This window comes from Phaeocystidibacter luteus (assembly GCF_008933115.1).
Taxonomy (GTDB): Bacteria; Bacteroidota; Bacteroidia; order Flavobacteriales; family Schleiferiaceae; genus Phaeocystidibacter; species Phaeocystidibacter luteus.
Genome location: NZ_WBVO01000010.1, coordinates 84,510 through 109,742 on the forward strand (window position 1 = coordinate 84,510; position 25,233 = coordinate 109,742).

The 25,233-nt window shown below is 46.2% G+C and carries 31 protein-coding genes; 19 read left to right on the forward strand and 12 right to left on the reverse strand.

What is annotated here, in order from left to right; genetic code table 11:
- Positions 1-106: 106 nt before the first annotated feature.
- From F8C67_RS11750 to F8C67_RS11770, 5 genes are all read left to right on the forward strand, one after another.
- Entirely contained in the window at positions 107-1,054 is a 948-nt protein-coding gene (locus F8C67_RS11750) for an SDR family oxidoreductase (RefSeq protein WP_151668047.1), read from the forward strand.
- Positions 1,055-1,078: 24 nt separating this feature from the next.
- A complete protein-coding gene (locus F8C67_RS11755; protein WP_151668048.1) occupies positions 1,079-1,585 on the forward strand; it encodes a hypothetical protein in 507 nt (168 codons plus the stop codon).
- 3 nt (positions 1,586-1,588) lie between these two features.
- The gene (locus tag F8C67_RS11760) at positions 1,589-2,500 is read left to right on the forward strand and encodes a helix-turn-helix domain-containing protein (protein ID WP_151668049.1); all 912 of its coding nucleotides are present in this window, start codon (positions 1,589-1,591) and stop codon (positions 2,498-2,500) included.
- 135 nt (positions 2,501-2,635) lie between these two features.
- Positions 2,636-3,301, forward strand: coding sequence for a hypothetical protein (locus F8C67_RS11765; protein WP_151668050.1), 666 nt, complete (start codon positions 2,636-2,638; stop codon positions 3,299-3,301).
- Between the two features lie 146 nt (positions 3,302-3,447).
- On the forward strand, positions 3,448-4,407 hold the full coding sequence (locus F8C67_RS11770; protein WP_151668051.1) for an epoxyqueuosine reductase: 960 nt from the start codon (positions 3,448-3,450) through the stop codon (positions 4,405-4,407).
- Positions 4,408-4,420: 13 nt separating this feature from the next.
- Here F8C67_RS11770 and F8C67_RS11775 read toward each other — a convergent pair whose 3' ends face one another.
- Positions 4,421-5,179: a hypothetical protein gene (locus F8C67_RS11775; RefSeq protein ID WP_151668052.1), complete on the reverse strand. Its 759-nt coding sequence runs from the start codon at positions 5,177-5,179 to the stop codon at positions 4,421-4,423.
- Positions 5,180-5,334: 155 nt separating this feature from the next.
- On the opposite strand from F8C67_RS11775, the gene F8C67_RS11780 reads away from it, so the two are divergent.
- Complete coding sequence (locus F8C67_RS11780) at positions 5,335-5,979, forward strand: YiiX/YebB-like N1pC/P60 family cysteine hydrolase (RefSeq protein WP_151668053.1); 645 nt, start codon at positions 5,335-5,337, stop codon at positions 5,977-5,979.
- 40 nt (positions 5,980-6,019) lie between these two features.
- On the opposite strand, the gene F8C67_RS11785 is transcribed toward F8C67_RS11780, so the two are convergent.
- The 3 genes from F8C67_RS11785 to F8C67_RS11795 all read right to left on the reverse strand — a co-directional run bounded on the left by F8C67_RS11785 (position 6,020) and on the right by F8C67_RS11795 (position 7,889).
- On the reverse strand, positions 6,020-6,721 hold the full coding sequence (locus tag F8C67_RS11785) for a DUF2490 domain-containing protein (protein WP_151668054.1): 702 nt from the start codon (positions 6,719-6,721) through the stop codon (positions 6,020-6,022).
- A 75-nt stretch (positions 6,722-6,796) separates the two neighbouring features.
- A complete protein-coding gene (locus F8C67_RS11790) occupies positions 6,797-7,453 on the reverse strand; it encodes a phosphoribosyl-AMP cyclohydrolase (protein ID WP_223277561.1) in 657 nt (218 codons plus the stop codon).
- Between the two features lie 154 nt (positions 7,454-7,607).
- Entirely contained in the window at positions 7,608-7,889 is a 282-nt protein-coding gene (locus F8C67_RS11795) for a hypothetical protein (protein ID WP_151668055.1), read from the reverse strand.
- Between the two features lie 114 nt (positions 7,890-8,003).
- Here F8C67_RS11795 and F8C67_RS11800 point away from each other — a divergent pair, with 114 nt between their 5' ends.
- The 13 genes from F8C67_RS11800 (at position 8,004) to F8C67_RS11860 (ending at position 18,274) form a co-directional block, all read left to right on the forward strand.
- Positions 8,004-9,029 (forward strand): hypothetical protein, encoded by a 1,026-nt coding sequence (locus F8C67_RS11800; protein WP_151668056.1) that lies wholly within the window; start codon positions 8,004-8,006, stop codon positions 9,027-9,029.
- A gap of 13 nt (positions 9,030-9,042) precedes the next feature.
- Complete coding sequence (locus F8C67_RS11805) at positions 9,043-9,441, forward strand: hypothetical protein (protein WP_151668057.1); 399 nt, start codon at positions 9,043-9,045, stop codon at positions 9,439-9,441.
- Positions 9,442-9,496: 55 nt separating this feature from the next.
- Positions 9,497-9,859, forward strand: coding sequence for a cupin domain-containing protein (locus F8C67_RS11810; protein WP_151668058.1), 363 nt, complete (start codon positions 9,497-9,499; stop codon positions 9,857-9,859).
- 47 nt (positions 9,860-9,906) lie between these two features.
- Positions 9,907-10,476, forward strand: coding sequence for a hypothetical protein (locus tag F8C67_RS11815; RefSeq protein WP_151668059.1), 570 nt, complete (start codon positions 9,907-9,909; stop codon positions 10,474-10,476).
- 66 nt (positions 10,477-10,542) lie between these two features.
- Positions 10,543-11,106, forward strand: a complete 564-nt coding sequence (locus tag F8C67_RS11820) for a hypothetical protein (RefSeq protein WP_151668060.1) — start codon at positions 10,543-10,545, stop codon at positions 11,104-11,106.
- A gap of 19 nt (positions 11,107-11,125) precedes the next feature.
- A complete protein-coding gene (locus tag F8C67_RS11825) occupies positions 11,126-11,956 on the forward strand; it encodes a hypothetical protein (protein ID WP_170266445.1) in 831 nt (276 codons plus the stop codon).
- An 8-nt stretch (positions 11,957-11,964) separates the two neighbouring features.
- Positions 11,965-13,038 carry a hypothetical protein gene (locus tag F8C67_RS11830; protein ID WP_151668062.1) on the forward strand — a complete coding sequence of 358 codons (1,074 nt, stop codon included), beginning with the start codon at positions 11,965-11,967 and terminating at the stop codon, positions 13,036-13,038.
- A 72-nt stretch (positions 13,039-13,110) separates the two neighbouring features.
- Positions 13,111-14,256 carry a hypothetical protein gene (locus F8C67_RS11835; RefSeq protein WP_151668063.1) on the forward strand — a complete coding sequence of 382 codons (1,146 nt, stop codon included), beginning with the start codon at positions 13,111-13,113 and terminating at the stop codon, positions 14,254-14,256.
- An 88-nt stretch (positions 14,257-14,344) separates the two neighbouring features.
- A complete protein-coding gene (locus F8C67_RS11840; RefSeq protein WP_151668064.1) occupies positions 14,345-16,558 on the forward strand; it encodes a hypothetical protein in 2,214 nt (737 codons plus the stop codon).
- Positions 16,555-16,734: a hypothetical protein gene (locus tag F8C67_RS11845; RefSeq protein ID WP_151668065.1), complete on the forward strand. Its 180-nt coding sequence runs from the start codon at positions 16,555-16,557 to the stop codon at positions 16,732-16,734. The genes F8C67_RS11840 and F8C67_RS11845 overlap by 4 nt, the downstream gene beginning before the upstream one ends.
- Positions 16,731-17,111, forward strand: a complete 381-nt coding sequence (locus F8C67_RS11850) for a hypothetical protein (RefSeq protein ID WP_151668066.1) — start codon at positions 16,731-16,733, stop codon at positions 17,109-17,111. Before F8C67_RS11845 ends, F8C67_RS11850 begins: the two co-directional genes overlap by 4 nt.
- 131 nt (positions 17,112-17,242) lie before the next feature.
- Positions 17,243-17,845: a hypothetical protein gene (locus tag F8C67_RS11855; protein ID WP_151668067.1), complete on the forward strand. Its 603-nt coding sequence runs from the start codon at positions 17,243-17,245 to the stop codon at positions 17,843-17,845.
- Between the two features lie 9 nt (positions 17,846-17,854).
- The gene (locus F8C67_RS11860; protein ID WP_151668068.1) at positions 17,855-18,274 is read left to right on the forward strand and encodes a DUF1801 domain-containing protein; all 420 of its coding nucleotides are present in this window, start codon (positions 17,855-17,857) and stop codon (positions 18,272-18,274) included.
- A gap of 2 nt (positions 18,275-18,276) precedes the next feature.
- Here the strand turns inward: F8C67_RS11860 and hisIE are convergent, their stop codons facing one another.
- The 8 genes from hisIE to hisG are packed head-to-tail and all read right to left on the reverse strand — an operon-like array spanning position 18,277 to position 25,149.
- On the reverse strand, positions 18,277-18,864 hold the full coding sequence (hisIE, locus tag F8C67_RS11865) for a bifunctional phosphoribosyl-AMP cyclohydrolase/phosphoribosyl-ATP diphosphatase HisIE (protein ID WP_151668069.1): 588 nt from the start codon (positions 18,862-18,864) through the stop codon (positions 18,277-18,279).
- Positions 18,861-19,613, reverse strand: coding sequence for an imidazole glycerol phosphate synthase subunit HisF (hisF, locus tag F8C67_RS11870; RefSeq protein ID WP_151668070.1), 753 nt, complete (start codon positions 19,611-19,613; stop codon positions 18,861-18,863). The genes hisIE and hisF overlap by 4 nt, the downstream gene beginning before the upstream one ends.
- Positions 19,607-20,320: a 1-(5-phosphoribosyl)-5-[(5-phosphoribosylamino)methylideneamino]imidazole-4-carboxamide isomerase gene (gene hisA / locus F8C67_RS11875; RefSeq protein WP_151668071.1), complete on the reverse strand. Its 714-nt coding sequence runs from the start codon at positions 20,318-20,320 to the stop codon at positions 19,607-19,609. Before hisA ends, hisF begins: the two co-directional genes overlap by 7 nt.
- The gene (hisH, locus tag F8C67_RS11880) at positions 20,317-20,895 is read right to left on the reverse strand and encodes an imidazole glycerol phosphate synthase subunit HisH (protein WP_151668072.1); all 579 of its coding nucleotides are present in this window, start codon (positions 20,893-20,895) and stop codon (positions 20,317-20,319) included. The genes hisA and hisH overlap by 4 nt, the downstream gene beginning before the upstream one ends.
- On the reverse strand, positions 20,892-21,983 hold the full coding sequence (gene hisB, locus F8C67_RS11885) for a bifunctional histidinol-phosphatase/imidazoleglycerol-phosphate dehydratase HisB (protein ID WP_151668073.1): 1,092 nt from the start codon (positions 21,981-21,983) through the stop codon (positions 20,892-20,894). The genes hisH and hisB overlap by 4 nt, the downstream gene beginning before the upstream one ends.
- Positions 21,958-23,010, reverse strand: a complete 1,053-nt coding sequence (gene hisC / locus F8C67_RS11890) for a histidinol-phosphate transaminase (protein ID WP_151668074.1) — start codon at positions 23,008-23,010, stop codon at positions 21,958-21,960. Before hisC ends, hisB begins: the two co-directional genes overlap by 26 nt.
- Entirely contained in the window at positions 23,003-24,292 is a 1,290-nt protein-coding gene (hisD, locus tag F8C67_RS11895; RefSeq protein ID WP_151668075.1) for a histidinol dehydrogenase, read from the reverse strand. The genes hisC and hisD overlap by 8 nt, the downstream gene beginning before the upstream one ends.
- On the reverse strand, positions 24,292-25,149 hold the full coding sequence (gene hisG / locus F8C67_RS11900) for an ATP phosphoribosyltransferase (protein ID WP_151668076.1): 858 nt from the start codon (positions 25,147-25,149) through the stop codon (positions 24,292-24,294). Before hisG ends, hisD begins: the two co-directional genes overlap by 1 nt.
- Positions 25,150-25,233 lie beyond the last annotated feature (84 nt).

Below are 25,233 nucleotides of genomic sequence, written 5' to 3' on the forward strand. Positions count from 1 at the left end.
GGATTGATATGATACACCCAAAAAGTCCAACCCAAACGTAATTCTGTATACGTTAACCGGGTTGAATCAATCCGACCTTTGTTTCATTCATTAAAGACCCAAAACAATGAGTGCAAACAAGTTTGGAAAAGAAGGATGGACTCCCAATCGCATAAAAGACCTCAGCGGCAAGACATTCGTCATTACTGGAACCACCAGCGGAACAGGCTTTGAGGCAGCCCGTATCCTTCTCTCAAAAGGAGCGAGAGTAGGAATGCTCAATCGCAATCCTCAAAAAGCGAAAGAGATTACCCAAATCCTGCAGCAAGAGAATAGCAAGGCAGATATCATCAACATCCAAATTGATCTCGGAGTACAGGCTTCCGTCAAGCAGGCCGCTGCCGAAGTGCTACAATCTATAGATCGAATTGACGCCTTAATGTGCAACGGAGCTATTGCTCAAGTTCCCACCCGAAAACTCACCAAAGAAGGATGGGAAAGTCAAATGGGCGTAAACTACTTCGGACATTTCACTTTGCAAGCTCTACTCTATCCTCTCATCGAGAAATCTCAGGGTCGAATCGTGACAGTCGGAAGTTTAGGATACGATATGGGACTCAAAACCATCAAGTTTGATGACCTAAATTGGAATGAAGGCTATACGCCGAACAACGCGTACAGTCAGAGCAAGCTTGCTCAAATCATGTCGGCATACGAACTTCAGCGCCGTCTCGCCCTCGCAGGAAAAACCGCGGTAAAAGTCTATGCATGCCACCCTGGATCTTCGCGAACCTCACTCATCAAAACAAGCGGAAGCTTGCTTATGCGAATCACTTTTGGATTGATGAAGCTGTCACCTCTAACCCAACCTGCAGAGAAGGGCGCGTATCCAGAATTGATGTGTGCAACCGAAGAAGACCTTGACCAAACAGCATTCTATGGACCTACAGGTAGAAGTAACTGGGTTGGTCCGGTCGGAGCTCACCACATAGAATCGCATGCTAAAGATGAGGCCGTGGCTCAAAGGCTATGGGATCTCTCCGTAGCTGAAACTGGTGTTACTTGGAATATATAATTTGAAAATTCAAATCGGCTAGACATGGACATTCTAAAAGTTGCGACAGATTGGGCAAAAGATGAACTCGTTTCAACCTCGTTCTTTGTTTTGGTTGGACTTGCATTCGTACTGATGAGCATTGGATTCTGGCAGTTTGGTAAAACTGATTTAGCGCGTGCATACATCATTCCTATGTTGGTAGCAGGATCCTTCCTGATGACGGTCGGAATTGGGCTCTTCTACACCAATAAAACCCGGATTGCTCAGTTTGAGATGGCCTATGCAGACAGTTCCCCCTCGTTCATCTCCGCAGAAATCGAAAGGACTGAGAGTACATTGAAGGAATACAAAACCATTGTGTTTAGGGCGATACCCATCATTATTATTGCGAGTGGAATTGTGCTTTACTTCTTCAATGCCCCACTCATCCGGGCAAGTATGATAACTACCATTGCCATGCTTTCTGTGATTCTTCTTATTGATGGTTTGGCTCACGCCAGAATCGATGCATATCACAAACACCTCATTCAGGCTCATAGTCAGCTTTAAACCATGCAGCACTTCAGTACACTATCATCATATCTGGAGTACTTGGAACTTCCAGGTCCTGAACACCCAATGCTCAGTGTTTTTACAGCCACAAGCGATGGTTTTTTGCCTTGCCCGAAGGAAAGCTCACCGCCCATTACAAACGACTGCTACACAATCAGCTTTAAGAAGATTGTGAAGGGGAATTTGAACTACGGACGGACCAAGTACGATTTCACCAATGGGGCTCTCTTTTTTATCGGCCCTAGACAGGTTTTACAATGGGATGATGCGGTCGTATTCGAGCAGATGGGGTTCTCCATCAACTTTCACGAAGACTTCTTAAAAGGAACGGATCTCGCACATCAGATCAGGAAATATGGATTTTTTTCCTACTCTACCAACGAAGCGCTTCACCTGTCGCCCAAGGAGGAACGTCAGATGGAATTAATCGTAGAGAACATTCATTTAGAATATCAGAATAACCACGACTCTTTCAGCAAGGAAATCATCATTTCACATCTCTCCACCCTGTTGAAGTATGCAGAACGATTTTACGAGCGCCAATTCATGAATAGAGCAGAGCTTTCAAGCACGCTCCTAGAACAGTTTCACCAATTACTGATCGATTACTTTGAGTCTGGACGGCTCGAAAAAGAAGGTATACCTAGTATTCAAGATATAGCAAGCAATTTGAACGTGTCACAGAGATATCTCAGCGATTCCTTAAAAAGAGAAACTGGCAAAACCACGATTGAGCATCTGCATAGTTACCTCATAGATGAAGCGAAGAATATGCTACTCTCTCCCACAAAAACCGTTGCAGAGGTGGCCTATGAGCTGGGCTTTGAAAACCCACCGTACTTTTCCAGATTATTCAAGAAGAAAGAAGGTGTGAGTCCAACAGAATATCGGGATAGGTATAGGATGAATTAAGGGCCAGACGTTAAGGACAAGGATCTTCACGGTTTTAGTATCTTCATGGTGCTCGAAACCCTAAGGGCAATACGCTCATTCTCGTTTTACTTCCTTGAAAGGATTGTTGGGTTACTTCAATTAATCCCCACTCTTATGAAACCTCTCTTCGTCATCCTTCTTCTCTTCACCAGCCTTTCCTCTCGCGCTGAGTATGTGGCCGTTCCTCTTTACCAAATGATACTTACCGCCGACGAAATCGTCTACGGCGAAATTATTGCCCTCGATTCTACGAGCTACCAATTCAAGATAGAAGGTGAAACTGTTGAAGATCGTGAGGTTATTACCGTAAGGCGATTTGAAGATTGGGCCTGCGCATCTCGCTGGACGAAATACGCCGTTGGTCAAAAGTTGTTGCTTTTCCTAGTTGAACATGATGGTGCTTACGTCACGATGAGCGCCGGTAACGAGGGTGAACTGCCCATTTTAGGTGACCATATTTATCTTCATCGCTTTAGCTCACCTATACTTCCTCGAATTCCCGATTCAGATGAGGGAGATGAGGATGAAGAAAGAGCTCTATCCATGAAAAGATACCCACTGTACGGCGGAAGGTTTCTAGGATACCAAGTAAGTCTCGAGCAGTTCTTAAAGACAATCGAAACGCTCAAAAATTGCGTCGAAGTAAAAACCATTGGGAATTATCACAGGATTACAGATGCTTCCTTTACATGCAGCAACGAAGAACTACAAGTGCTTTGTGAAGACGATCTAGTGCTAGAGACGATGGTGATTGAGTTGAAGGAGCGATACGCAGATTAACTCCAAACGTGTGTAGTATCTGAAGTGTTACCTTTTGCCTTCGACCAATGAGGAACAAGGCACGCATTTTGGCAAATTAGAAGTATCTTCTAGGTTCCAAATTGGTTCTCTGAACGTAATCCAGAATAGCCAACTGAACCCACGCCATGAAACTCTACAAGCTCATTCGGAAGCCCCCCTTCTTTCTTCAGGCGAAACACTACATCCGAAAGGACGAATCGCCCATGACAAGCGCTCCAAATGCCAGGAGAGCAGTTATCATCCCCACACTCCTCATCCAATACGGGAGTCTGCGCGATAAGTTTAAAAGTCTGCCACTCGTCGGCAAAGCATTCAAGAGGTCATTCATCGAGCTTTACAAGAGTGCTTCTCAGTTGAAACAAAACCCGCACTTAGGGAAGACACAAATCGATCCAAAAACGCTGTTAGAACTCGAGGCCTATGCCAGAGAGCTGGGCATTTCGAAAATTGGATATACCAAAGTGAATCGCGACTTCATCTTCAAGGGTTTCGAAATTCTGTACCCAAACGCCATGGTGCTCGGAATGGAAATGGACAAGGATAAAATGAAGACCAATCCGTCCGACGCCTCCACTACCGAAATCTGGAAGGCCTACTCTAACCTCGGAATTGCCGTGAACAAGCTCGCAAAGTGGCTCCGGGATAAGGGCTACAATTGTCACCCATCACCCGCCATCGGCGGCGATGTAATGATAACACCCGTTGCCCAAGATGCACACCTTGGCTATGTCGGCAAAAACGGACTCCTCATTACCGAAGAGTTCGGTCCTTCCCTACGCTTAGCAGCTGTTTTCTGTGATATTGAGAATTTACCGCTCACCGAACCCGAAGAAAATCCGCATAAGTGGATTCGTGAATTCTGCGACGAGTGCAATAACTGCGTTCACAAATGTCCCGGCGATGCAATTTTCGAGGAAACAAAAACGCTTGAAGACGGCTATCCACAGTTCATCGATCGCGAGAAATGCGCCCCACACTTCTCCAAAAACTGCAGCCAATGCATCTCCTCATGTCCGTTTATTCATGGGCATTACAACAAGATTAAGGAGACCTTCGAACGTCACCACGAAACGGAGAGCGCATAAAGCCGCAGCCTCATTAAAACCCAAAGTGGTAATCAACCCCTACATAGGCATACGTTCCTCTGAACCGATATATGCCTGAACTCGGTGCGCTGTTTTCCAAATTGGCAATCCAATACCTCCCGCGAAATTGGGTTTGCAATGAAAAACTAAAACCGGCATTAACGGTCCATTCGGCATCCCAAAAGGCAACGTCGTACCCAATATTTGGAGCCACATACGCATAAAGCGTGTAGTCATTCGCCGGCAGTATCTCCTCGTAGAAAACCTCCTTTTCATTCTGCCCATTTTCGTCGGCATACGTAATGGAAACCTCCACCGATCCCCTCGGCAGATGCGTTACCCCAGCCGCGAGGCCAATTGAAAGTGGCGAATCTCTAAATTGATACTGAAGGTTCACGCCAAAGTCAAGCTTGTAGAACCCGTATTCGGTCGACCGTGTGGTCGATTCATCATAATCGTAATTGAAGCCTAGGTCGTCCGTTTGAAAGGTGATCTCAAAAGTTTGAACTGGAGCAAGTCCAATGCCGCCGACAAGATCGATGACGAATCCGTGGTCCAACCAAAACCTCCGCTTCACCAAAAAGGAAGCCCCGGTTATTGTGCTTGATGTTATAGGGTATGACGATTCTGTGAATTCGAAACTCCCCGGAACGTGAAGTTCGGTGCGCACACCAGCAAAGAACGATTGCGCCTTCAATTGAGTTGTTGCCCCAATCAAGAGAACAAAAGAGAGAAGCAGTCGTCCGTTCAATACTGAATTCACTCTTTTCATCAAGCCTAAGTTGATAGATGCAGGTTGAAATTAGGCATAAAGTCTAATAAAGTGGAACATGAAACTCACAAGGAAGTTTGAAGTGAATCCATTTTCCCTTCCACTCGCCTTACCTACTTTTACCGGCCAGAATCGACACATTGCTCCAAGGACCTATGAAAGCCAGCATCATTTCATTATTGACTATCGCACTGCTCGCCCAAGCCTGCAGGGAACCAGCTTCGGATTACGGTCATCTTCGCGAGGGGGACCTCCTCTTCCAAGACCTCGACTGCGGACCTATGTGTGACGCCATTGAAACGGTAACCGAAGGCGTGGATGGAAAGGACTTTTCACATTGTGCCATGGTCGTAGAGCGCAACGATTCTCTTTTCGCCATTGAGGCTATTGGTTCCGGTGTGCAGCTTACCCCTATTGAAAAGTTCTACCGTAGAAGTGGCGACACTCTGGAGGTTAAGAACATCACGGTTGGACGTGTAAAAGCAGAATACACGTACCTCATCCCTCAAGCGATGCGATTCGCCACTCAGCAGGTCGGACAACCTTATGACGATCCTTTCCTGTTGAACAACGGCCGCTGGTATTGCAGTGAATTGCTGTACGAGAGCTTTAAATCGGCCAATGGCGGTGAGGACTTCTTTGAACTTTTTCCGATGACCTTCAAGGATCCTGGCACTAATGAGTTTTTCCCCGCGTGGACAGACTACTACGCCGAGCTAGGCGATAGTATTCCGGAGGGTGAGCCGGGACTGAATCCGGGGTCTATATCAAGGTCCGAACGCATCGAGATTATCGAATAAAAACAAAACAGCGCCCTCGTTTGAGTGCGCTGTTTTCATTTTAAAAATTGTGATGCAAACTCACCTGGGCTTGATTTTTGGCCCATCCGGCAGTGGTTTGACGCATCCAACCGAGCTGAACACGGAGGTTGCTGAGTATTCCATATCCAACCCCAATGTAACTTCGGTTTCGGTCGAAATACTGTCCCGGAAGCCTACCATTCGTTCCCGTTTCTCCATTGATGAAAATCTCGTTGTACAGCGCCGCATACACCACGCCCTTGTCGAGCTTGGTATCGTTAAATGGCACATTCACAAAGATGTTGTAGCGGTAACGGGTTCGAAAATCCTGACCTTCAACCCAGCGTTGCTCGCTTCTGAAGCGGTGCGTAAGGAGAACACGGTTTCCGAGTTTCTGCGGTATTAACGCCTCCTGGTAAATACGATGTTCCATGGAGGTGGCATCACTTTCACCAAAAGCGCCGGAGGTGATATTCGCATATCCAGCGGTGAAAAGGACGTTTGCGTTTGTGGGTCTATAGGTAACCCCCGTTCTTAAGAGCACCTGTTCTAAATCGCTACCGAAATCCCAAAATCGGAATTGATAATCCCCTTGAATTCCCCAGTTACTGTCTTCAAACTGTTTCTGCACGAAGTACATGTACCAGGCACCGAGTTGACCTTCATCAAACTCCGATTGGGCGTGTGTTGAGACCGTTCCCCAACAAACTATGGCAGCTAGAAAATATCTAATCGACTTCATTCTTTAAGTATTAGGAGTAAGCCGGAACTTCTCCATTCGGATAGTGTGGCCGGCTTACTCTAATTCGCAAATCGATTAGTTGCCAGCCGGATTGTATGGAAGAGAAGACTGATGGGTTACAATTCTGAGTTTCCCGGTCTTGTCTTTCACATATGCAAAGGTATACTCCACCTTGGTTTCATTTCCATTGGTGTCGGTAAAGTAGTAGTTCCCCATCGCCACGGCCATTCTACAGCTGTTGTTGATGATACCTACATTGTCAAACTTCACCTTTGTATACGGCTTGATGGCGAACCCTTTGTCTTCGGCATACGCCTCGTTACCACCTACGAAATACGACAAAGCCGCATCGAAACTAGAGCGGAACTGATCGTTAGATGCCAATGTAGGCTTGAAGAGTACACTACTCAAATCGTATCCGTACATATCCTGGATGAAGTCGGCGGCCTCTTTTGAATAGTCACCTTTCTCTGAATACACCTTGCCGATACGAACGATACCGTCGCCCCACATCTTCTGTGCTTCAACGACTTCGCGCTCTGTTATACACTCATCCGAATAGAGTAAAGCGGTATTGCTTTCTTCTGCTATTTCGATAACCGCTGCCGTTTGAGTGCTTGCGGAATTGGGTTGATTCGTACAGCTGGCAGATAGCACACCTGCGGTTCCAAGTGCGAGAATGTATGCGATTGATTTCCCAAAAGGGTTTGATTTCTGAAACAATGATTTCATGTGTCTTTCTATTAAATTTTGAATACGATGAACCGGATGGCAATTGCGAAGCGCAATGCAACCATCAAATTTGGGGTGTGACAAATTCGAGTGATATTAGAATCTCACACGTTCAAGAAGCGGTTCTTAAAAATGGAACAGTGACCGAATGGTCTTAGCGTACGTGCTCTGGTGGCACGTCTGGAATAGAAAGCACTGGGGCTTTGTAGATGATGTTGGAGTACCCGACAGATAGTCTAGCTTCGCCTTTCAAATGGTCTGCATTTGAAACCTCAACGAACTCACGGATTTCGTATTCCGACTTGTCGAGCTTCTCTTCGCCAACGAGCTCGGCATTCATAGAAATACCGTCATGCCAAGAATCGACGAACTTCATTGCGTCTTCGGCGGTCCAGGCTAGGACAAAAACTAGGGCTATGTACTTAAGAAATCTCACAGGGTCGTTTGAAATAACTTCGAACTACTTAACCTTGAAAGGTGAAAAAGGTTCTTACGGGTTGTAAATGTTTTTATTGATTTGATGTCAGCGCGTAATCAGTAGCTTTACGGTATGCTCTCTATTCAGCCCCAAATTCGAATTACGGATCCTCAACGTATCGACCGCAACGCTATACTGCGCGATATTGATGCTGGGATTCAGGTGATTGTGCAGTTCTCAGGTCAGACCTACACCCGGCGGTTGCTAGAAGAACTCAACGAACTTTGTTCTGAATTAGACGATAATTTCACCTTAAGATTTTACACATTGGGCCGCACGACCTACGACGGCCGCATACTTCGTTTTGTCCCGAATGTGAAGTCACTCCAAATAGATTCACAATACGAATCTACACATGGTGATTCCTTCACAGAACTCACCGAGCTAAAAAAACTGAATGTTGTAATCTCAGACCTCGCCCAGAAAGAAATACTTCAATCGGAAAATCTCAGAAGATTAGAGTACTTGGGAATTGGCAGCGTGAAGACCAAAGCGTTGAATCTTGAATATCTACGTGATTACAATGATCTCACTTCGCTCATGATAAACGGGCAAATCAAGAACATCGAAGCAGTAGGTTCGCTTCCGAAACTGAAGGAACTTCACCTCCATAGTCTTCCTAAAATTCCACTTCACTTTATTAATGAGCTGAAAGGACTGAGGAAGTTATCCATCCTTTTGGGAGGAAGAGAAAACATATTGGAAATCGAGGAGAATGAGATTGAAGACCTTTCTATTGATTGGGTGAGGGGCTTTAATAACTTGGATAATATTTCAAACTTCAGGAACCTAAAATCACTCAACATAGAAAATCTGATAAAGCTGAAAAGTCTTCATTTTGATGAAGCACTGCCTCGATTAGATTATCTAAGGATCTTAAATTGTAAAACGTTTGAATCTCTAACTGGAGTTCAGAATCTCCCTATACTCGATGAACTCAGGATAGTCGAGACGGCGCTCGATTTCGATCAATTCATGACTCAGCCTCTTCCTGAATCTCTGAACGAGTTGGCTTTCTATGCTAAAAGCGAAAGAGAGATCAAAGAGATTGGGAGGAAGCTGGAGACCTTGGGGTATTCGATTGAAAATAGAGTTTAAACGAAGTGCTACAATGAAAAGAATTCTTCCTCTCTTGCTTCTGGTCATATGCATGTATGGTTGCTCGAAAACGGCCGAGTTCAACCGCGTAATTGACTATTCAGAGCCGTTCACACTAACTAGGATTGGACAAGATTCCGCCTCAGGTTACGACGTCTTTCTTTCAGAGAACTTGCCATTAGAATCGGAGAAAAGCGAACGAATCAGGCGCTTCCTAAATACGCATTCGGATGGATGGAACACCAATATTTCGTCCATTATAGGCGATATGACGGTGTCCCAAGGCGACTTCCGAATGATCTATTCTGAGGGGGCGGAAAGTGTCAGTATTACCTATTTAGACAAGAATGGGCGCCCGACCCAATTGAGTAGGCGAATTGAACCAGGCGCTCTGGACTTTCTCTTTGATTGATGCAGTATATTGCTCTAATGAAAGCTCTCGTCATACTTTAACAACCTGGACTGCCATGCCCCAAAAAGTAAACCTCCAGGAGAAATTCGATCTCATTCAAGAGTATTGGAGTCCGAAAATTGTAGGTGAACTGAACAACCAACAGGTGAAGTTAGCCAAGTTCAAAGGGGAATTTGTTCGTCATACCCATGAACACGAAGACGAGTTGTTTCTCGTGGTTGAAGGGGTACTTTTTATCGAGTTGGAAGACCAAACGCTCGAGTTGAACTCTGGAGAGTTCGTCGTCATCCCCAAAGGCGTAGAACACAAGCCTTACGCACCAGAGGAAGTGAAGGTGATGTTGTTCGAGCCTGCAACAACGCTCAACACGGGAGATGCGGATAGCGAGATGACGGTGAGAGATTTGGATAGGATTTGATTTTCACGATTAACCCTACCTTTACTCTTCACCCAAATTCTGCCTACATGAAGCTCACCTATTCTTCCCTCCTGCTCTCCCTTACCCTCTTCGCAAATGTGCTCTTCGCACAAACAGAGGATTGGGTGACTATAAAGTCTGATGAATTCGGTTACATAGCAGACTTCCCACAAGAGCCCGAACCAAGCCAAACTGCTACTCAATCGGCGGTTGGTGAGCTTTATCTCAACATGTATATGTATGATGCCAGCAAGTCCGGCATACCCGATGACAACCTCATATACATGTGCTCCGCAACCGAGTATCCTGGAGAAGCTTTTGAGAAAAAGACGGAATCTGAACTCGACGGAATTTTCGACGGAGCCATTAACGGAGCCGTTACCAATGTTAATGGACGCTTGCTTTCGCAGGAGACTATAGAACTCCAAGGAATCGAAGGTCGCGCCGTGAAAATCTCTATCTACGACGGTCAGGCTTTCCTTTACATGAGGCTTTTTCTCCGCGGAAACAATCTCTACCTGCTTCAGGTAATTACAACGGGAGAGAACGATGGGAATTCTGATATTGATGCCTTCTTCAATTCATATCGATTCCTGGTCGTTGCCAACAAAAAGTAAACTGACCTATTCACGGGTCAAACCATCTCTGACCCCTTTTCGAACCACAAACACAATTCTCGAAATATGCTTCGTTCCACTATCCTTCGTTCCTCTGTCACGCTTCTATTCGCTTCGACAACCCTGTTGCTCACTTCCTCGTGTGCAAAGTCGGGCGATCAAGTCATCACACACGAAAACGGCTTTTCGCTTACCATTCCTGCAAGCATGAGGGAGTCTTCAGATTTAAATGAAGATGCCTCGCTTCAATATGAAAACATGTTCGACGACATCTATGTGATTGTTATTGAAGACACTAAAGAAGAAATGGAAGCCGCACTTTCTGAAAACGATTTGCTCGACCTCTACCCAAATACGTTGGAAGGTTTCACCGATCTCATCAGTGAATCGCTCGTTTCTTCACTTTCAAATGTGAATCAATCGCCAATTCTAGACACCACGATTAACAGTCTAGATGCCCGAATAATGACCATTTCGGGAACCTATCTCGATATTGACGGTTACTACTACCTCGGTTTGTTTGAAGGATCCGATCGCTATTATCAGGTGATGACATGGACTAGTCTCGACAACAAGGCCGAGCACACCGCTAAAATGAAGAACATGGTGTATTCCATGACCGAAATTTAATCCAACCAAAAACCGACCTATGATTTCAAGAGTGCACCCTTTACTGGCGGCTTTAGCCATGGCAACCGTATTAACCGGATGCGGAAACGATGGGAATTCTTCGAGTTCCTCTTCTGGGGCTACCAACTTTGAATGGACGCTTACAGAAGGAAGTCGCTATACCTATGACTACAGCCATACCACCGAAACGATGCACCAATGGGCCGCCGATGAGGAGCCGATGCGTGCCACCTTACTCATGGATGGAAGTATTGAAATCATAGGATCAGCGGCCGATAGAGGCAACTTGAACACCACAAATACTGTGGTGCGCATGATTGATTACAACGACGAGGGCGCTCCGGTGGACACCATGCTTCAAGAACTTCCATCAAACAGAATAGAAGGATTTGCGAGCAACGGTTCACTCACCGGCGACATGTCCGGCTTATACACCAACTACCTCTTCCCGCTTCCGCCAGATGTAATTGCACAAGGAGGAACCTCTACGAAGGCCTTTACCACGGTGGCAAAAACAGCCGAGCAGGACTATGACGCCAAGGGGACGAATACGCTAACCTTCACCGGCTTTGAGCAAATGAACGGCAGAAACTGCGCGGTGCTCACAGGAGACATCGTGTTCACCGAGGTTGCACTACCCGAAGGTGAGGTTGGTGAAAGAAGCTACACGGTTGAGGGTAAAGGCAAGTACTACTTCGATGTAGAAAACGGCCTCTACGTAAAGAGTTCGGTTGAGATCACCACACATATCTTCGTCAACACCAAAATACCAGAAAACGATGGCCGAGGCTACTTCATGGACCGCGTAACGGTGGATAGTTATGAGGTGAATTTGGGTGGGACGGAATAGGATTAGAAATGAGAGGAATCTTCACGACGCTATTCTGTTTACTTCTTTTCGGATGCTCGAATGAAAAGACCACTGAAGCAAGCAATAAACCTGTCGATGCTAATGTATTGAACAGTTCATCGGTTGTAGTTGAGAAGAGCCAAACTCAGCCTGACTTTCAGAAATACATAAACTCTCTACCTCAACTAAAACTCCCGTTTAACGCTAGCACTCAAACCGGAATAAGCATACCTGAAGAGTATGACAAAGAGGGTTTTGACAAATTCAAAAGTGAAAGAGCTTACTATCCTTATGCATTGGTATTCCAATCGGATAGTGCGGTTGGAGTTCTAGAAATAATTGTTGGCGATTTACTTGTTCCTTACTACACAATTTATAATTGGAAAGGTGAAAAAATCGAGTCCTTGTTCTTTTATGACCGAGCCGGATGGGATCCAGCTTATGAAGGAAAGGTCTATATTACCTTCAATGCTGATTTGTCCGTAGCAGTTAGAGACACTGTTCACCAATGGGAAGTAGACGTTGACGACTTCCCAATTGAGGAATCTAAGAAGACTACCACTAGCCTAACGACCTATATGGTAAGTAAAACGGGGCGCGTATCAAAAGTGATTGTAGAAGATGAGAAGAAAGTCGAACGCAACTTTGGAAGCGAAGTTAAAATTGATCAGGTCCAATTGAATGTCTTCCTTGACACACTCATTGAGCTTAGTGATCGACATCTATCTATTGCTTTATCGTTTGCCATGCACTGCTATCGAGAGTATGGAGTAAACATTGATGACTTCAAGGCTAAGTCAAAATCATTCGAGAAATTCAACTACTCGTTAATTGATCGTCCCGGAACTCCTGAGAACTTCGAACATCACATGGAACGGTTTAGCGAATTCGAAGAAAATCTGTCAGTTTTAGTTGATCAACAATCAGAAATTGAAAACGAAGCGCCTTCTCAGCAATTCATTGATTTACTCAATGCGCTTGAAAGCTCTCGAAACAGAATTACAGTGATTTTACAAGAGTATAACAATCTGATAAGCTCTGGTGATGGCTATATTGACTTTCCGATGTATGAATCGAAGTAAATTGGCGCTACATCGAATCTGATTCGACAGTTAAATCCTGCCCTTGAGAACGGAAATTTCAAAATGATCTTTATGAAACTTCTACTCCCTCTTGTATTCTGCTCAACCATCGCTTTCGCACAAAGCAATCCACGTGTTTACGTGACCGACACCTCTCTGTACCACCAAAGTCTAATCGATCATTGGCTAGAGCTCAATCCTAATTCACTCTACATTTCGCACGATACCATTGTTGTGGATGGACATGTGAATTCACCAATTCTATTGCCAACGGATCTTCCGCTGAACGAAGAGGTGCACTACAAAGGCGCTAAAGGTGATACCCTTTTTCAGATGCTAATCACTCGGCAGAATTATACCACACTCGAGTACCACATGCACGGAAGCATACATGGTGATGTCTACTTTATTCGTCAGGGCACCGCTGTAATCAATCCGGCATTTTATTTCGGTTTTGAGAGTATTTACAACGATGAGGAGGGAAATGCCTTTGGCATGATTCGCTATGATGTTCAAGATATCGAGTTCTCCGCGTCACTCGTACTTCCCATGGGCACCGATGAGTTGATGGAGTACCGTGAGTCGATGGACGGTTACAGTTTCAATCTGCGCTTTGTGAATCCGGCGTATCAGAAGAGTACTGAGCAATTTTCCTGTAAAGAATTCAGGTTCGCATCCGCCCAAGAGCATGCGGACACCCTCCTGTTTTTAATGCAGAGGATCCAGAATTCAGGTGGCAAAGCCAAGATGAAATGGGAACAAGCGTTCTTCTGTGCATTCCCAAGCTCATTTCACGAAATGATTGGTCTGTTTGGAATTGACGATATCCGTGGCCCTGGTCCGCTTTACGACTTTCAAGTCGGTGGTCCCGTTCTACGCCAATTCAACCAACTCGCCACCATCCCAGATTCCACGTTCTTCCACAAGTACATCTCCATTTGTGTTGAAGGAGAGTATCACGCCGATTTGATTCAAGGCGGTTTTGGAATAGCGACGAGAATTCAGAGCAAACCAGAAGCTTTTGTAAAGGCCCTCTCCAGCATTCCAGATTACAAGAGGTTGAGTGTGTTCAAATACATATTCGATGGCCCTGCTCCCGACAATGAGACCAATCAGGCTATTCTAAAAGCGCTCGACGAGGCTATTCGTCCGCACAGCGAAAGAGAGGCCGATATTCTCAACCAAGCGTATCGCGAAGTTGTGGAGAAATGGAAGTAAGAGAGGCACCGTAGACCTTCGAGGCTGATAAAATTAACACCGCCATAATTGGTTAATAGTCAGTAAAATGTGATATTTAGAACCACACATGACCACTGACCTTATGCGCAAGACTTTACTCTACTTGGCCTTTTTGGCTTCGCCTACACTTTTCTCTCAAACGACTTTCACCTCAGCTCAGAGTGGCCCTTGGAATGACGGAGCCTCTTGGGGAAATACGAGCCCCGGATCAGCTGGGACAGATTACCCAGGTACGGGAGATCATGCGGTGATTGACGGACATGCTATTACGTACACGATTAATGCGCCTGCCGATTTCGGGGATATCACCCTGCAGAATTCGGGTTCATTTATCACCGATGGAACAACGGGTACTATTTCATTCGACAGCTTCACACAAGATGCTTCTTCGAGTTTTTCTACCGCGGCTAACGCAGGAGCCATCACTTTTGATGCTGATGTGACGGTAAACGGAACTCTCACAGTCCAATCCATTCTAACCATCAATGGCGACTTCACCTTGGCTGTAGGAGGTACCACAACTATTCAGAATCTGGGTGTATTACGCGTCATTTCCTCATCCACCGCTGTTGAAGTGAACGCAGATTTAACCATTTCACAAGGTGTATTCGCGCTCAATGCGAATGGTTCCAACTCCATAACTGTGAATGCTGCCTCTGATTTTATCGTAGCTGACGGAGGATCATTTTACTTTGAAGGAAATGGAGCGGCTAACATCACCAACAATGGAAACATTACCGCGGAGCAAGGTGGTCAGATCATCAATAACTCTGGAGCCAATATCAATATTGACAATCAAGGATCTATCACTTTTGAGTGGGGATCCAGCTATTACGAAGGTGATGGTGTAAATAAGATTAGCGTCTCCACCAATCGTCCGACTTTTGAAATTGCACTTTCCTCTGGCGGACAATGGCGTCAGCTCGGGTCTCCTTTTGCAGATGGAACGACACTAAGCGTGTTATCAGGCACAGACTTAAACCCGAATGTAACCGCCGGGCAAAGGAATATGTATTATTGGGATGCAACGGTAGCCTCTGCGGGTGATAATGCTCCAGGTTGGACAGAAGTAACGAGCCTGGGGGATGCCTTTGATGGCGATGACGCATCGGGAAGGGCGTACAACATATACACTGGAGATGCGAATTACCCTTTTTCAAACAGTGGAGTGGTTTCTTTCGATGAACAACTCCAGTCTCCCGCACAATTTGACTTTACCACATACAACTCTAAAGACCCAAATGGTGATGGTTCTTCCACCGATCAAGGATGGAACCTAGTGTATAATCCGTACTCTCATTGGCTAGACATAGAGGATGTTTTCGACGATACAGATAATGACAACTTCACCTATGAAGGAGCGCATTTCTGGGACGTAAGTGCTGGACAGTATGTGGCTTACATGGCTAATGGAGAATCTTTGATTACGCACTCAAACGGACAACCCTCAGGTGCAACTGGTTCCAGACGCATAAGTCCGTTTCAAGCCTTTTGGGTCAAACTAGAATCTGGAAATGGAACGACTGAAACTCTGCGGATAAAGCACTCTCATTCTGCATTCATTGCCCCAGCAGACTACTACATGAAAAACTCTACGGTCGAATCTCGCATCCGACTAAACACCTTCGCTGTGACAGATTCAGCTTGGGATCAAGTTCTTGTTTCGATAGACCCTTATGCATCGGTTGATCGAGTTGGTCGAGAAGACGCCTACGACCGCGTTCCAAGCTTTGGTGTTCCTAACATGACGCTCTTGCATGCGGATGGCTCTCGCTTGTCGATTGACACACGTCCACTCGATTCAACCACCACCATACCCATGTCGTTCACCAATGCGGTTGATGGACAGGAATACTACATTGAGCTTGATAAGTCGTACTTCGACCAAACCATGGGCGCCTTCTTGGAAGATGTGAAAACGGGCACGATTCACGACTTACAGATTGGGGCTTATCGCTTTGCGTACGACGCGAACTGGGGAGGTGTTCGGTTCATGATATACCTTTCGAGAAGCACGATTGGTATTGAAGAATCTGTCGAGTCGCTCAGTGAAGTTTGGATCCATGACAATGTGATGCAAATTCGAAGTGAGCAAGCCTTGCGAGACGTTATTCTTGAAGAACTAGACCTTTCTGGAAGGCTGATAAGCCGTATGAACCTTGAGCTTTCCACCGGCGTAAATGAGATTGAACTTGAAAGAGCTAGTGCGGGTTCTGTTCGGCTTTATCGAATCATAGAACCCACCGGATCTGTTATAAACCTTAAGCACATTTGGAGATGAGCGTATTGAATAAGACCACACTCACATTCGCACTTTTAACCGTTGCCGGAACTGTGCTTGCATTTGCTCAACCGGGAAATCCGAGCACTCCAGCTCCACTAGGTTTCATGGAGGTCCTCTTACTTACTGGCGCCGCCTATGGAGCCAAAAAAATTAGCCAAAAAAGAAAATCATGAGAAAGCTATTGTCTTACGCCTCCATCCTCCTTATCGCTGTTTCCACGTTTGGACTGCAATCATGCGACGACGATTCTGGCTATGCCAATGTGACTATCCCACCGAACGAACAATTCCTGTTGGGAGAATACAAGACTGGAGGATTCCAAGTGAAGTTTTCCAACACTGGGGATGTAGAAGTTCAAATCAAGACCATCGATACGGGGACGAAGGAACAGACTTCTGGCTTTGGCCTCCCGGCTGGCTCCACACAAACGGTCAACGTTCGTGAAGGAAACACAGCTGTCATTGTGAACGACAACGACGAAGAAGCAGTGGTGAGAGCCTACCTCGACGAACAGGTGGAAGGCATGCGGTATGAGGCGTTGGGTGAGTAGTTAATCATTGGAAATTATATCTCACGTGGAATAACTCTATTTGGGACACGTTCTTAGGCATGCACCCTGCGTTTCTAAACATCGATTCACTCTTGGCTGAGAAGACGATATTGCATTAACAATTCGCGTAAATGGCCTGGTTCCTCCTCTTCGTTGTCGTACTCCTTCCCTTTTTCCTAAGTTTCTTCACTCGATTCTACGGGTCGAAAAATAAGAGGTTTGTATCCAGAGTATGGAAAGTGACGCTACTGTCCTTCGGCCTCATAGTATTCATCTTCATCATAGATGTGTTCAACCTGCGCTTTAGTGGGAAGTACACAGAGCTCATAGTCTACATAGTCTTCGAAATTACCGCTATTGTGTACTTCTTAAAAGTTCCCACGAACTGGAGTAAAATTGCCTTGGACTTTGCTCTTATCCCAACCTACTTGGTCGTGCTGTTTCAGATTGTGATCTATTCTCCACCCTCAGTATTTCCTCTTGATGATACATACTCTATTTCTACAAGAATTGAAGGGTTGCTGGCCTGTGGCGAGAGCATTTCAATCACCAAAAATCGATTGTGGATTTTCGTGGAGACTCTTCACAGCAATGATCCGTGTTTACGCAATGTGGAAAGCATAGACGTTATTGACTTCTCTCCAGAAAAACTTATCATCTACATCCATCACGACGGTGACCTCGACTCTGAGAATCCCTATCGTTATGAAGTGGAAAATGAAGGATATTGGTAACTTCCCCTCATGGCAGGACTCGTAACCATCGAAACAGATAGAAGCGTTGATAATTTCATCGCGCAGGTTGGCAATGCTTCCAAAGAAGCGGATAGCCAGGTCATTTTGAAAATGATGGAAGAAGCCACCGGAATTGCTCCCAAAGTGTGGGGAAACGATAAGGTGCCCGATTTCATCATTGGTTTCGGAAAGTACAGCTATACACGCAAAGGATCGAAGGAAGAGTTTGAATGGTTCAAACTCGGCTTTGCCGCCCGGAAGACAAAGCTCACGCTGTATCTTCCCGTTGACCTGACCCAAGAGCCGCTCATAGATGACCTCGGCAAATGCAAGATTGGCAAGGGCTGTCTGTACATCAACAAATTGGCAGACGTTGATCAAAACGTGTTAAAGCAGCTCATTGAAAAGAGCGCAACCAAGATGAAATAACCTCAGCCCGCACGTTCACGTAGCACCTTTTCAACATCTCCCAAACTCTTGTTCTTCGCTTTGAGCAACAGTAAGGTATGATAGAGCAAGTCCGCTGCCTCATTTAAGAACAGCTCGTCGTTGTCATCCTTAGCTTCTATTACCAATTCAACCGCTTCCTCCCCTACTTTCTGCGCTACTTTATTGATGCCCTTTTTATACAATCGATTCGTGTACGAGTCAGCACGGTCGTTGTCAATTCTATCCTGAATCACGGATTCCAATTGGTATAAAAACCTACCCTGATTCATTTCATCAAAGCAGGTATCGCTGCCGGTGTGGCAAACCGGACCGTTGGGAACGGCTTGTATCAGGAGGGTATCTCGATCGCAATCCAACTTCACATCTTTAACCTGAAGTGTATTTCCAGAGGTCTCACCCTTTGTCCACAATCGCCCTTTACTTCTGCTGTAAAAGGTGACCAATCCCGTTTCGGTGGTGCGTGTGAATGCCTCTTCCGACATGTAGCCGAGCATCAGCACTTTTTGAGTGTAGTAATCTTGGACTATGGCGGGAACAAGCCCGTCGCCCTTAGAAAAATTGATTGTCATCGTACTTGAATATTTACGTCTTTGAGGTACTTCTTGAGTTGAGGAATAGGTATGAGACCATCGTGAAAAATGCTCGCCGCCAATCCAGCAGATGCCCTAGTATTGTTGAACAGCGCTTCAAAGTGTTCTTCCGAACCCGCGCCTCCCGAAGCAATGACTGGAACACTCGATTCTCTTGAGACTTCATCTGTAAAGTCCAGCGCGAATCCGTTCTTCGTGCCGTCGTTCGAAATAGATGTCAGGAGTATTTCTCCTGCCCCGTGAGCAATAGCTTCTGCTATCCAACTCTTGGCAACTAGTCCGGTTGACTCTCTCCCTCCCTTCACGAAAACGACCCATTCGTCATTTTGAAAAGCAGCGTCGACAGCAACCACTACACATTGCGAGCCGAACTCGGTGGCAATTTCTGTGATCAGCTGTGGACGAAGAACTGCCGAACTGTTTAGTGAAACTTTGTCGGCGCCAGCTTGCAGGAGCCTGCGTGCATCCTCCACCGACTTAATGCCACCTCCAACGGTAAATGGGATGTCAATTTCTGCCGCGATTCGCTCCACCAGGGGAACCAGTGTTTTACGTTCTTCTATCGTAGCGGAGATATCTAAAAACACGAGTTCATCCGCACCTTCGTTGGCGTACTTTAACGCGAGCTCCAAAGGGTCTCCCGCATCGCGAATTCCCACAAAGTTCACTCCTTTTACTGCGCGTCCACCTTGAATATCCAAGCATGGGATTATCCTTTTCTTCAACATAATTCAACCAATTCCTTTAGTGTAATTCGTCCTTCATATATCGCCTTTCCAACAATAGCCCCCTCACAACCGAGGTTGCGCAATCGTTTCAAATCATCAACCGATTGAATGCCGCCGCTAGCGATGGGATGCACATTCGTTTCCCTCAAAATCTTCGCATACAGCTCAAAACTGGGGCCCTGCAACATGCCGTCCTTTTCTATATCAGTAGAAATCACGCTCCTTATTCCCGATTCAGAATACGATTGGATAAAGTCGATGACATCCCATTGTGTTTCATTGCTCCACCCCTGGGTAGCGATCTTCCCATTTCGACAATCTGCTCCGAGGATGATTCGCTCGGCTCCATACCGCTTTACCCATTCCAACACCGCATTGGGATTGCTCGCGGCAATACTTCCTGCGGTTATCTGATTTGCACCCGAATCAAAAGCGATTCTTACGTCGGAATCCGTTTTCAACCCTCCACCAAAATCAACTTTTAAGCATGTACTAGTGGCGATAGTTTCGAGCACTTTTTGGTTGATAATGCGCTTCGATTTGGCGCCGTCGAGATCAACCAAGTGAACGTATTTCAACCCAGCGGCTTCAAATCTTTTCGCCACCTCCAGAGGATTCTCGTCATACATTTTTGCGGTTGAATAATCCCCTTTGCTAAGGCGTACGCACTTGCCATCGATGATATCAATTGCTGGTATAATCCTCATAATCTCAGGAAGTTTAAAAGCAGTTGTGTTCCTTGAGTTGATGATTTCTCAGGGTGAAACTGCGTTGCATAAAAGTTCCCTTTGTTGAGCGCTGCCGAAAAGGGCAGGATGTAGTTACACGTAGCCGAAGTATCCGCACTCAACTCCGCGTAATAGCTGTGTACGAAATAGAAGTCGGACGGCGAATTCAGACCTCGGAACAGTTCATCCTCTTTCGCCCGAACCTCATTCCAACCCATGTGTGGAACAATTTCGTTGGCCTCAAATTTTCGAACCTGATTAGAGAAAATGCCTAAGCACGGTGTATCCCCTTCTTCCGAGTACTCGCAGAGCACTTGAAGTCCGAGGCAAATGCCTAAGAAAGGTTGTGTGAGCGTGGGAATCACTTCGTCCAATCCCGAATTGCGAAGATTCCGCATCGCCGACCCCGCCTCGCCTACACCTGGCAGAATCACCTTTTCGGCAGCTCGAATTTCAGTTTCATTCTTAGTTATTGCGGATGGATAACCTAGCCGTGTGAGCGCGTTTTGCACGGACCGTACATTTCCCGCATTGTAGTCAATTATTGCAATCATAGTGTGCCTTTTGTGCTTGGAATACTCCCTGTGGAATTCTGAGTTTTGGCCATTTTTATCGCCTTAGCTAGACCTTTGAAAATCGCCTCAATTTTGTGGTGTTCGTTTTCTCCCTCTGCCTTGATATTCAAGTTGCACGCAGCTGCATCACTAAATGATTTAAAGAAGTGCATGAACATCTCTGTTGGCATGTCGCCAATCTTCTCTCTTTTGAAATCGGCGTCCCAAACCAGCCAAGGTCTGCCCCCAAAATCAATGGCCACTTGTGCCAAACAATCGTCCATGGGAAGAAGAAATCCATAGCGTTCTATTCCCTTCTTACTTCCCAAAGCGCGTTTGAAGGCTGCTCCAAGAGCTAATGCTACGTCTTCTATCGTGTGGTGTTCATCAATTTCCAGATCGCCTTTTGAGCGGATGATCAAATCCATCTCACCGTGCCTTGCAATCTGTTCCAACATGTGATCGAAAAAGGGAAGTCCGGTATCAATGTCCGACACACCTGTCCCGTCAAGATTCAATTCTACCGAGATTTGAGTCTCACTAGTCTCTCGCGACACAACCGATTTCCGTGGCTCCACAGACAGGTAGTCGAAAATCTCATTCCAGCTAGAGGTACAAAGCGCCGCTTCGGGTGAAGATTCACCACCAATTAAAATTCCTTTTGCACCTAGGTTGATAGCGAGTTGCAGATCTGATTGTCGGTCGCCAATAACAAACGAGTTCGCCAAATCATACGGACCGTAAACATACTTACCCAACATGGCCGTCCCCGGCTTCCGAGTAAGTGCATTGTCTTCTGGAAAGCTTCGATCAATGAAAATTTCAGCAAAGTGGATCCCTTCATTTTCAAAGGCGCGAAGCACTTTATTCTGTGCGGGCCAGAAAGTATCTTCGGGAAAGGACTCGGTACCAAGTCCATCTTGATTCGTCACCATAACCAACTCGTAATCAAGCAGACTGGCAATTTTGGACAATCCTGAAAATACGGTGGGATAGAACTCCAGCTTCTCAATGCTGTCGAGTTGCTTATCCACAGGAGGCTCAATCACGAGCGTCCCGTCTCTATCTATAAACAGTACTTTTTTCATCGTTGAGTTTTGCTAAGGTGGACAGCAAAGCATCATTTTCGGCTTGTGTGCCAACAGTTATCCTTAGGCAATTGGGCACTACATTGCTTCGATTCCGTACAATGATTTTATTCTGAAGGAGGGAGTCGTAAACGGCATCTGCGTTCGCAAATTCAACCAAGAGGAAATTTGCTTCTGAAGGGTAGATTCTCCGCACATTATCCAGCTGCGACAGCTGAAATCTCAGCCTACTCCTTTCTTTAGTAATTCGATGACCGACGCGTTCAGCCTCAGCCGCCTTACTCAAGGTCTCCAATGCCGATTGCTGGTTTAAGCTACTCACGTTATAAGGAGGCTTAACGGCGTCGAGAAGAGCGATAATCGATTCTGATGCAAGCGCATAGCCAATTCGTGCACCCGCCAATCCCCAATACTTACTCAGGGTGCGCATGATCACTAGGTTAGGCAGCGATCCGAGTTGTGTAGCCAGAGAAGCTGTAGCACTGAATTCGATGTAGGCCTCATCCACTACAACAAGCCCCTCGCTCGCCTCGGCAATGCGTTTGATGCAACCAAGCGATAGCGTGTTTCCGGTAGGATTGTTCGGAGAGCAAAGGAAAATCAGCTTTGGTAGGTATAGCTCAATCGCGCGAAGCGTCGAAACCAAGTCGATATCGTACTCCGAATTGAGGGGTACCTCAATGACCGCGACGTCATTTACTGCGGCGCTAACCGCGTACATACCGTAGGTTGGGGGAAGAACTAGCACCCTATCTAAGCTTGGTCGGCAGAAAATTCGGAACAGAAGATCGATCACTTCATCGCTTCCATTTCCAACGAACACTTGGGGGGTGTCTACATCGTTCAGTTGCGCTAACCTATTTCGCAACTCGTGCTGGATAGGATCTGGATAACGGTTGAGTTCACCATTCGGATTTTCGTTGGCGTCGAGGTACACTTTTGCCTCACCAGAAAATTCACTTCGGGCTGACGAATATGGAACAAGGCTCCGAATATTCTCGCGAACCAGGGCATTCAAATCAAACATTGCTAAGGGATTTTAATCTGACAGTCACCGCGTTTGCGTGTCCATCGAGCAGTTCGGCTTTGGCCATCGTTTCTATGGCGGGCCCAATCTCTTTGATACCGCGGGCGGAGATATTCTGGAAGGTTATTTTCTTGATGAAACTGTCGACCGAAACCCCACTGTACGCCTTTGCAAACCCATTGGTGGGAAGGGTGTGATTGGTACCACTCGCATAATCTCCAGCGCTCTCGCAACTGTAGTTTCCGAGAAAGACGGAGCCTGCATTTTGAACAAGAGGAACATATTCCTCCGCATTTTCAGAGGCGATGATTAGGTGCTCAGGAGCATAATAATTACTGAACTGGAGGCATTGCTCGATGTTTTCAAACTGAATTACCCTACTGGCATTCAAGGCCATTTCTGCTATTGCTCGACGCTTGAGTGTGGGCAACTGTCGGTCAATTTCTTCTAGTACCTCGGCGATTACTCGGTTTGAATCACTCAGAAGCAAAACTTGGCTATCTGGACCGTGTTCGGCTTGCGACAAAAGGTCGGATGCCACGAACTCGGGAACTGCGGTAGAATCAGCGATGACTAGCACTTCACTTGGACCGGCAGGCATATCAATCGCAACACCTTTCTCTTGCACGAGCTCTTTGGCTTTTGTCACGTATGAATTACCCGGGCCGAAGATTTTGGAAACTGCGGGGATAGACTCGGTTCCATATGCTAAAGCTGCAATGGCTTGAGCTCCACCTACCTTGAACACCTTTCGGATTCCAAGGAGCTTTGCGCAGTACAAAATGATAGGATTCACATTGCCGTTGGCGTCTGGAGGTGTACAGAGAATGATGTCGGAACAACCCGCTAATACTGCGGGAACGCCCAACATCAGGACGGTTGAAAAGAGCGGCGCAGAACCGCCAGGGACATACAGCCCAACACGCTCTATCGCTCGAGCTTCTCGCCAGCATGAGACTCCAGGTACGGTTTCAACTCGTTCTTCTTTCAAGACCTGAGAGCGGTGGAAAGCCTCGATGTTTCCTTTGGCCAGTTGGATGGCACCCTTGAGTTCAGCGCTCACTTTCGATTCTGAATCGAAAATCTCCTCTTCAGAAATTGCGATAGTATTCAAGGAAACACCATCGTACTTCTCGGTCAGTTCAAGTAGTGCAGAATCTCCACGTTGAGCAACGCGTTCGAGAATTCCACGGACGTCCGATTCTAAACTTGCTGAAGACGCAGAAGGACGTTGGGATAGCGACTTCCATTTTGATTTAGGGGGAAACTTTGATCGTATCATCACACCACCATTTTATCGATTGGCACTACGAGAATTCCCTCTGCTCCGGCAGACTTCAGCTCGTCTATGACGTTCCAGAATCTCTCTTCCTCGATCACGGAGTGTAGAGAACTCCATCCTGGTTCAGCTAGCGGAAGCACTGTTGGCGATTTGAGCACAGGTAGGATTTTCGTGACCTCGTCGATTCTTTCGTTCGGAACGTTTAGCAGGATGTACTTAGAATTCCTAGCTCGAAGCACAGACTCAATTCGAAAGGTCAATTGATTTAGGATTGACTGCTTCTCAGGACTAAGATTTCGGGCTGAAGCTAGCACGGCCTCTGACTTTAGGATTACCCCCACCTCTTTGAGTCCGTTGCTAAAAAGTGTGGAACCGGTACTTACGATATCGCATATTCCATCGGCTAAACCGATGTTTGGTGCGATTTCAACGGATCCCGAGATTGTGTGTATTTCGGCGTTCACCCCTTGGCTTTGGAGGTAGTTTTGAAGTGTATTTGGATAAGACGTAGCCACTTTTCTCCCTTCGAAGTAACTCGCATCTGTGGCATCTACTTCCTTGGGCACGGCTAGAGAAACACGGCATCTCGAGAAGCCAAGTCGGGATACAACATCCACTTGTTTTTCTTGCTCCACCAGCAAGTTCTCGCCTACAATGGCAACATCGGCAACGCCATCCTCTAAGTACTGTGGGATATCCGAGTTTCTCAAATAGAGAATCTCTAGCGGGAAGTTGGGGGCTGAAACTTTCAGTCGGCCTTCGCCATTTTCAACCTTAATGCCGCAGGACTCCAGCAGCTTTAGGGAGTCGGAATTCAGCCTTCCGGATTTTTGAATCGCAATCTTCAGTTTACTCATTTTGAAATGAATGTGTCTGAGTAAACCGTACGGCAGAAAACAAAAAACCCGTCTGATTTACTCAGACGGGTTTTGTGAAATTAT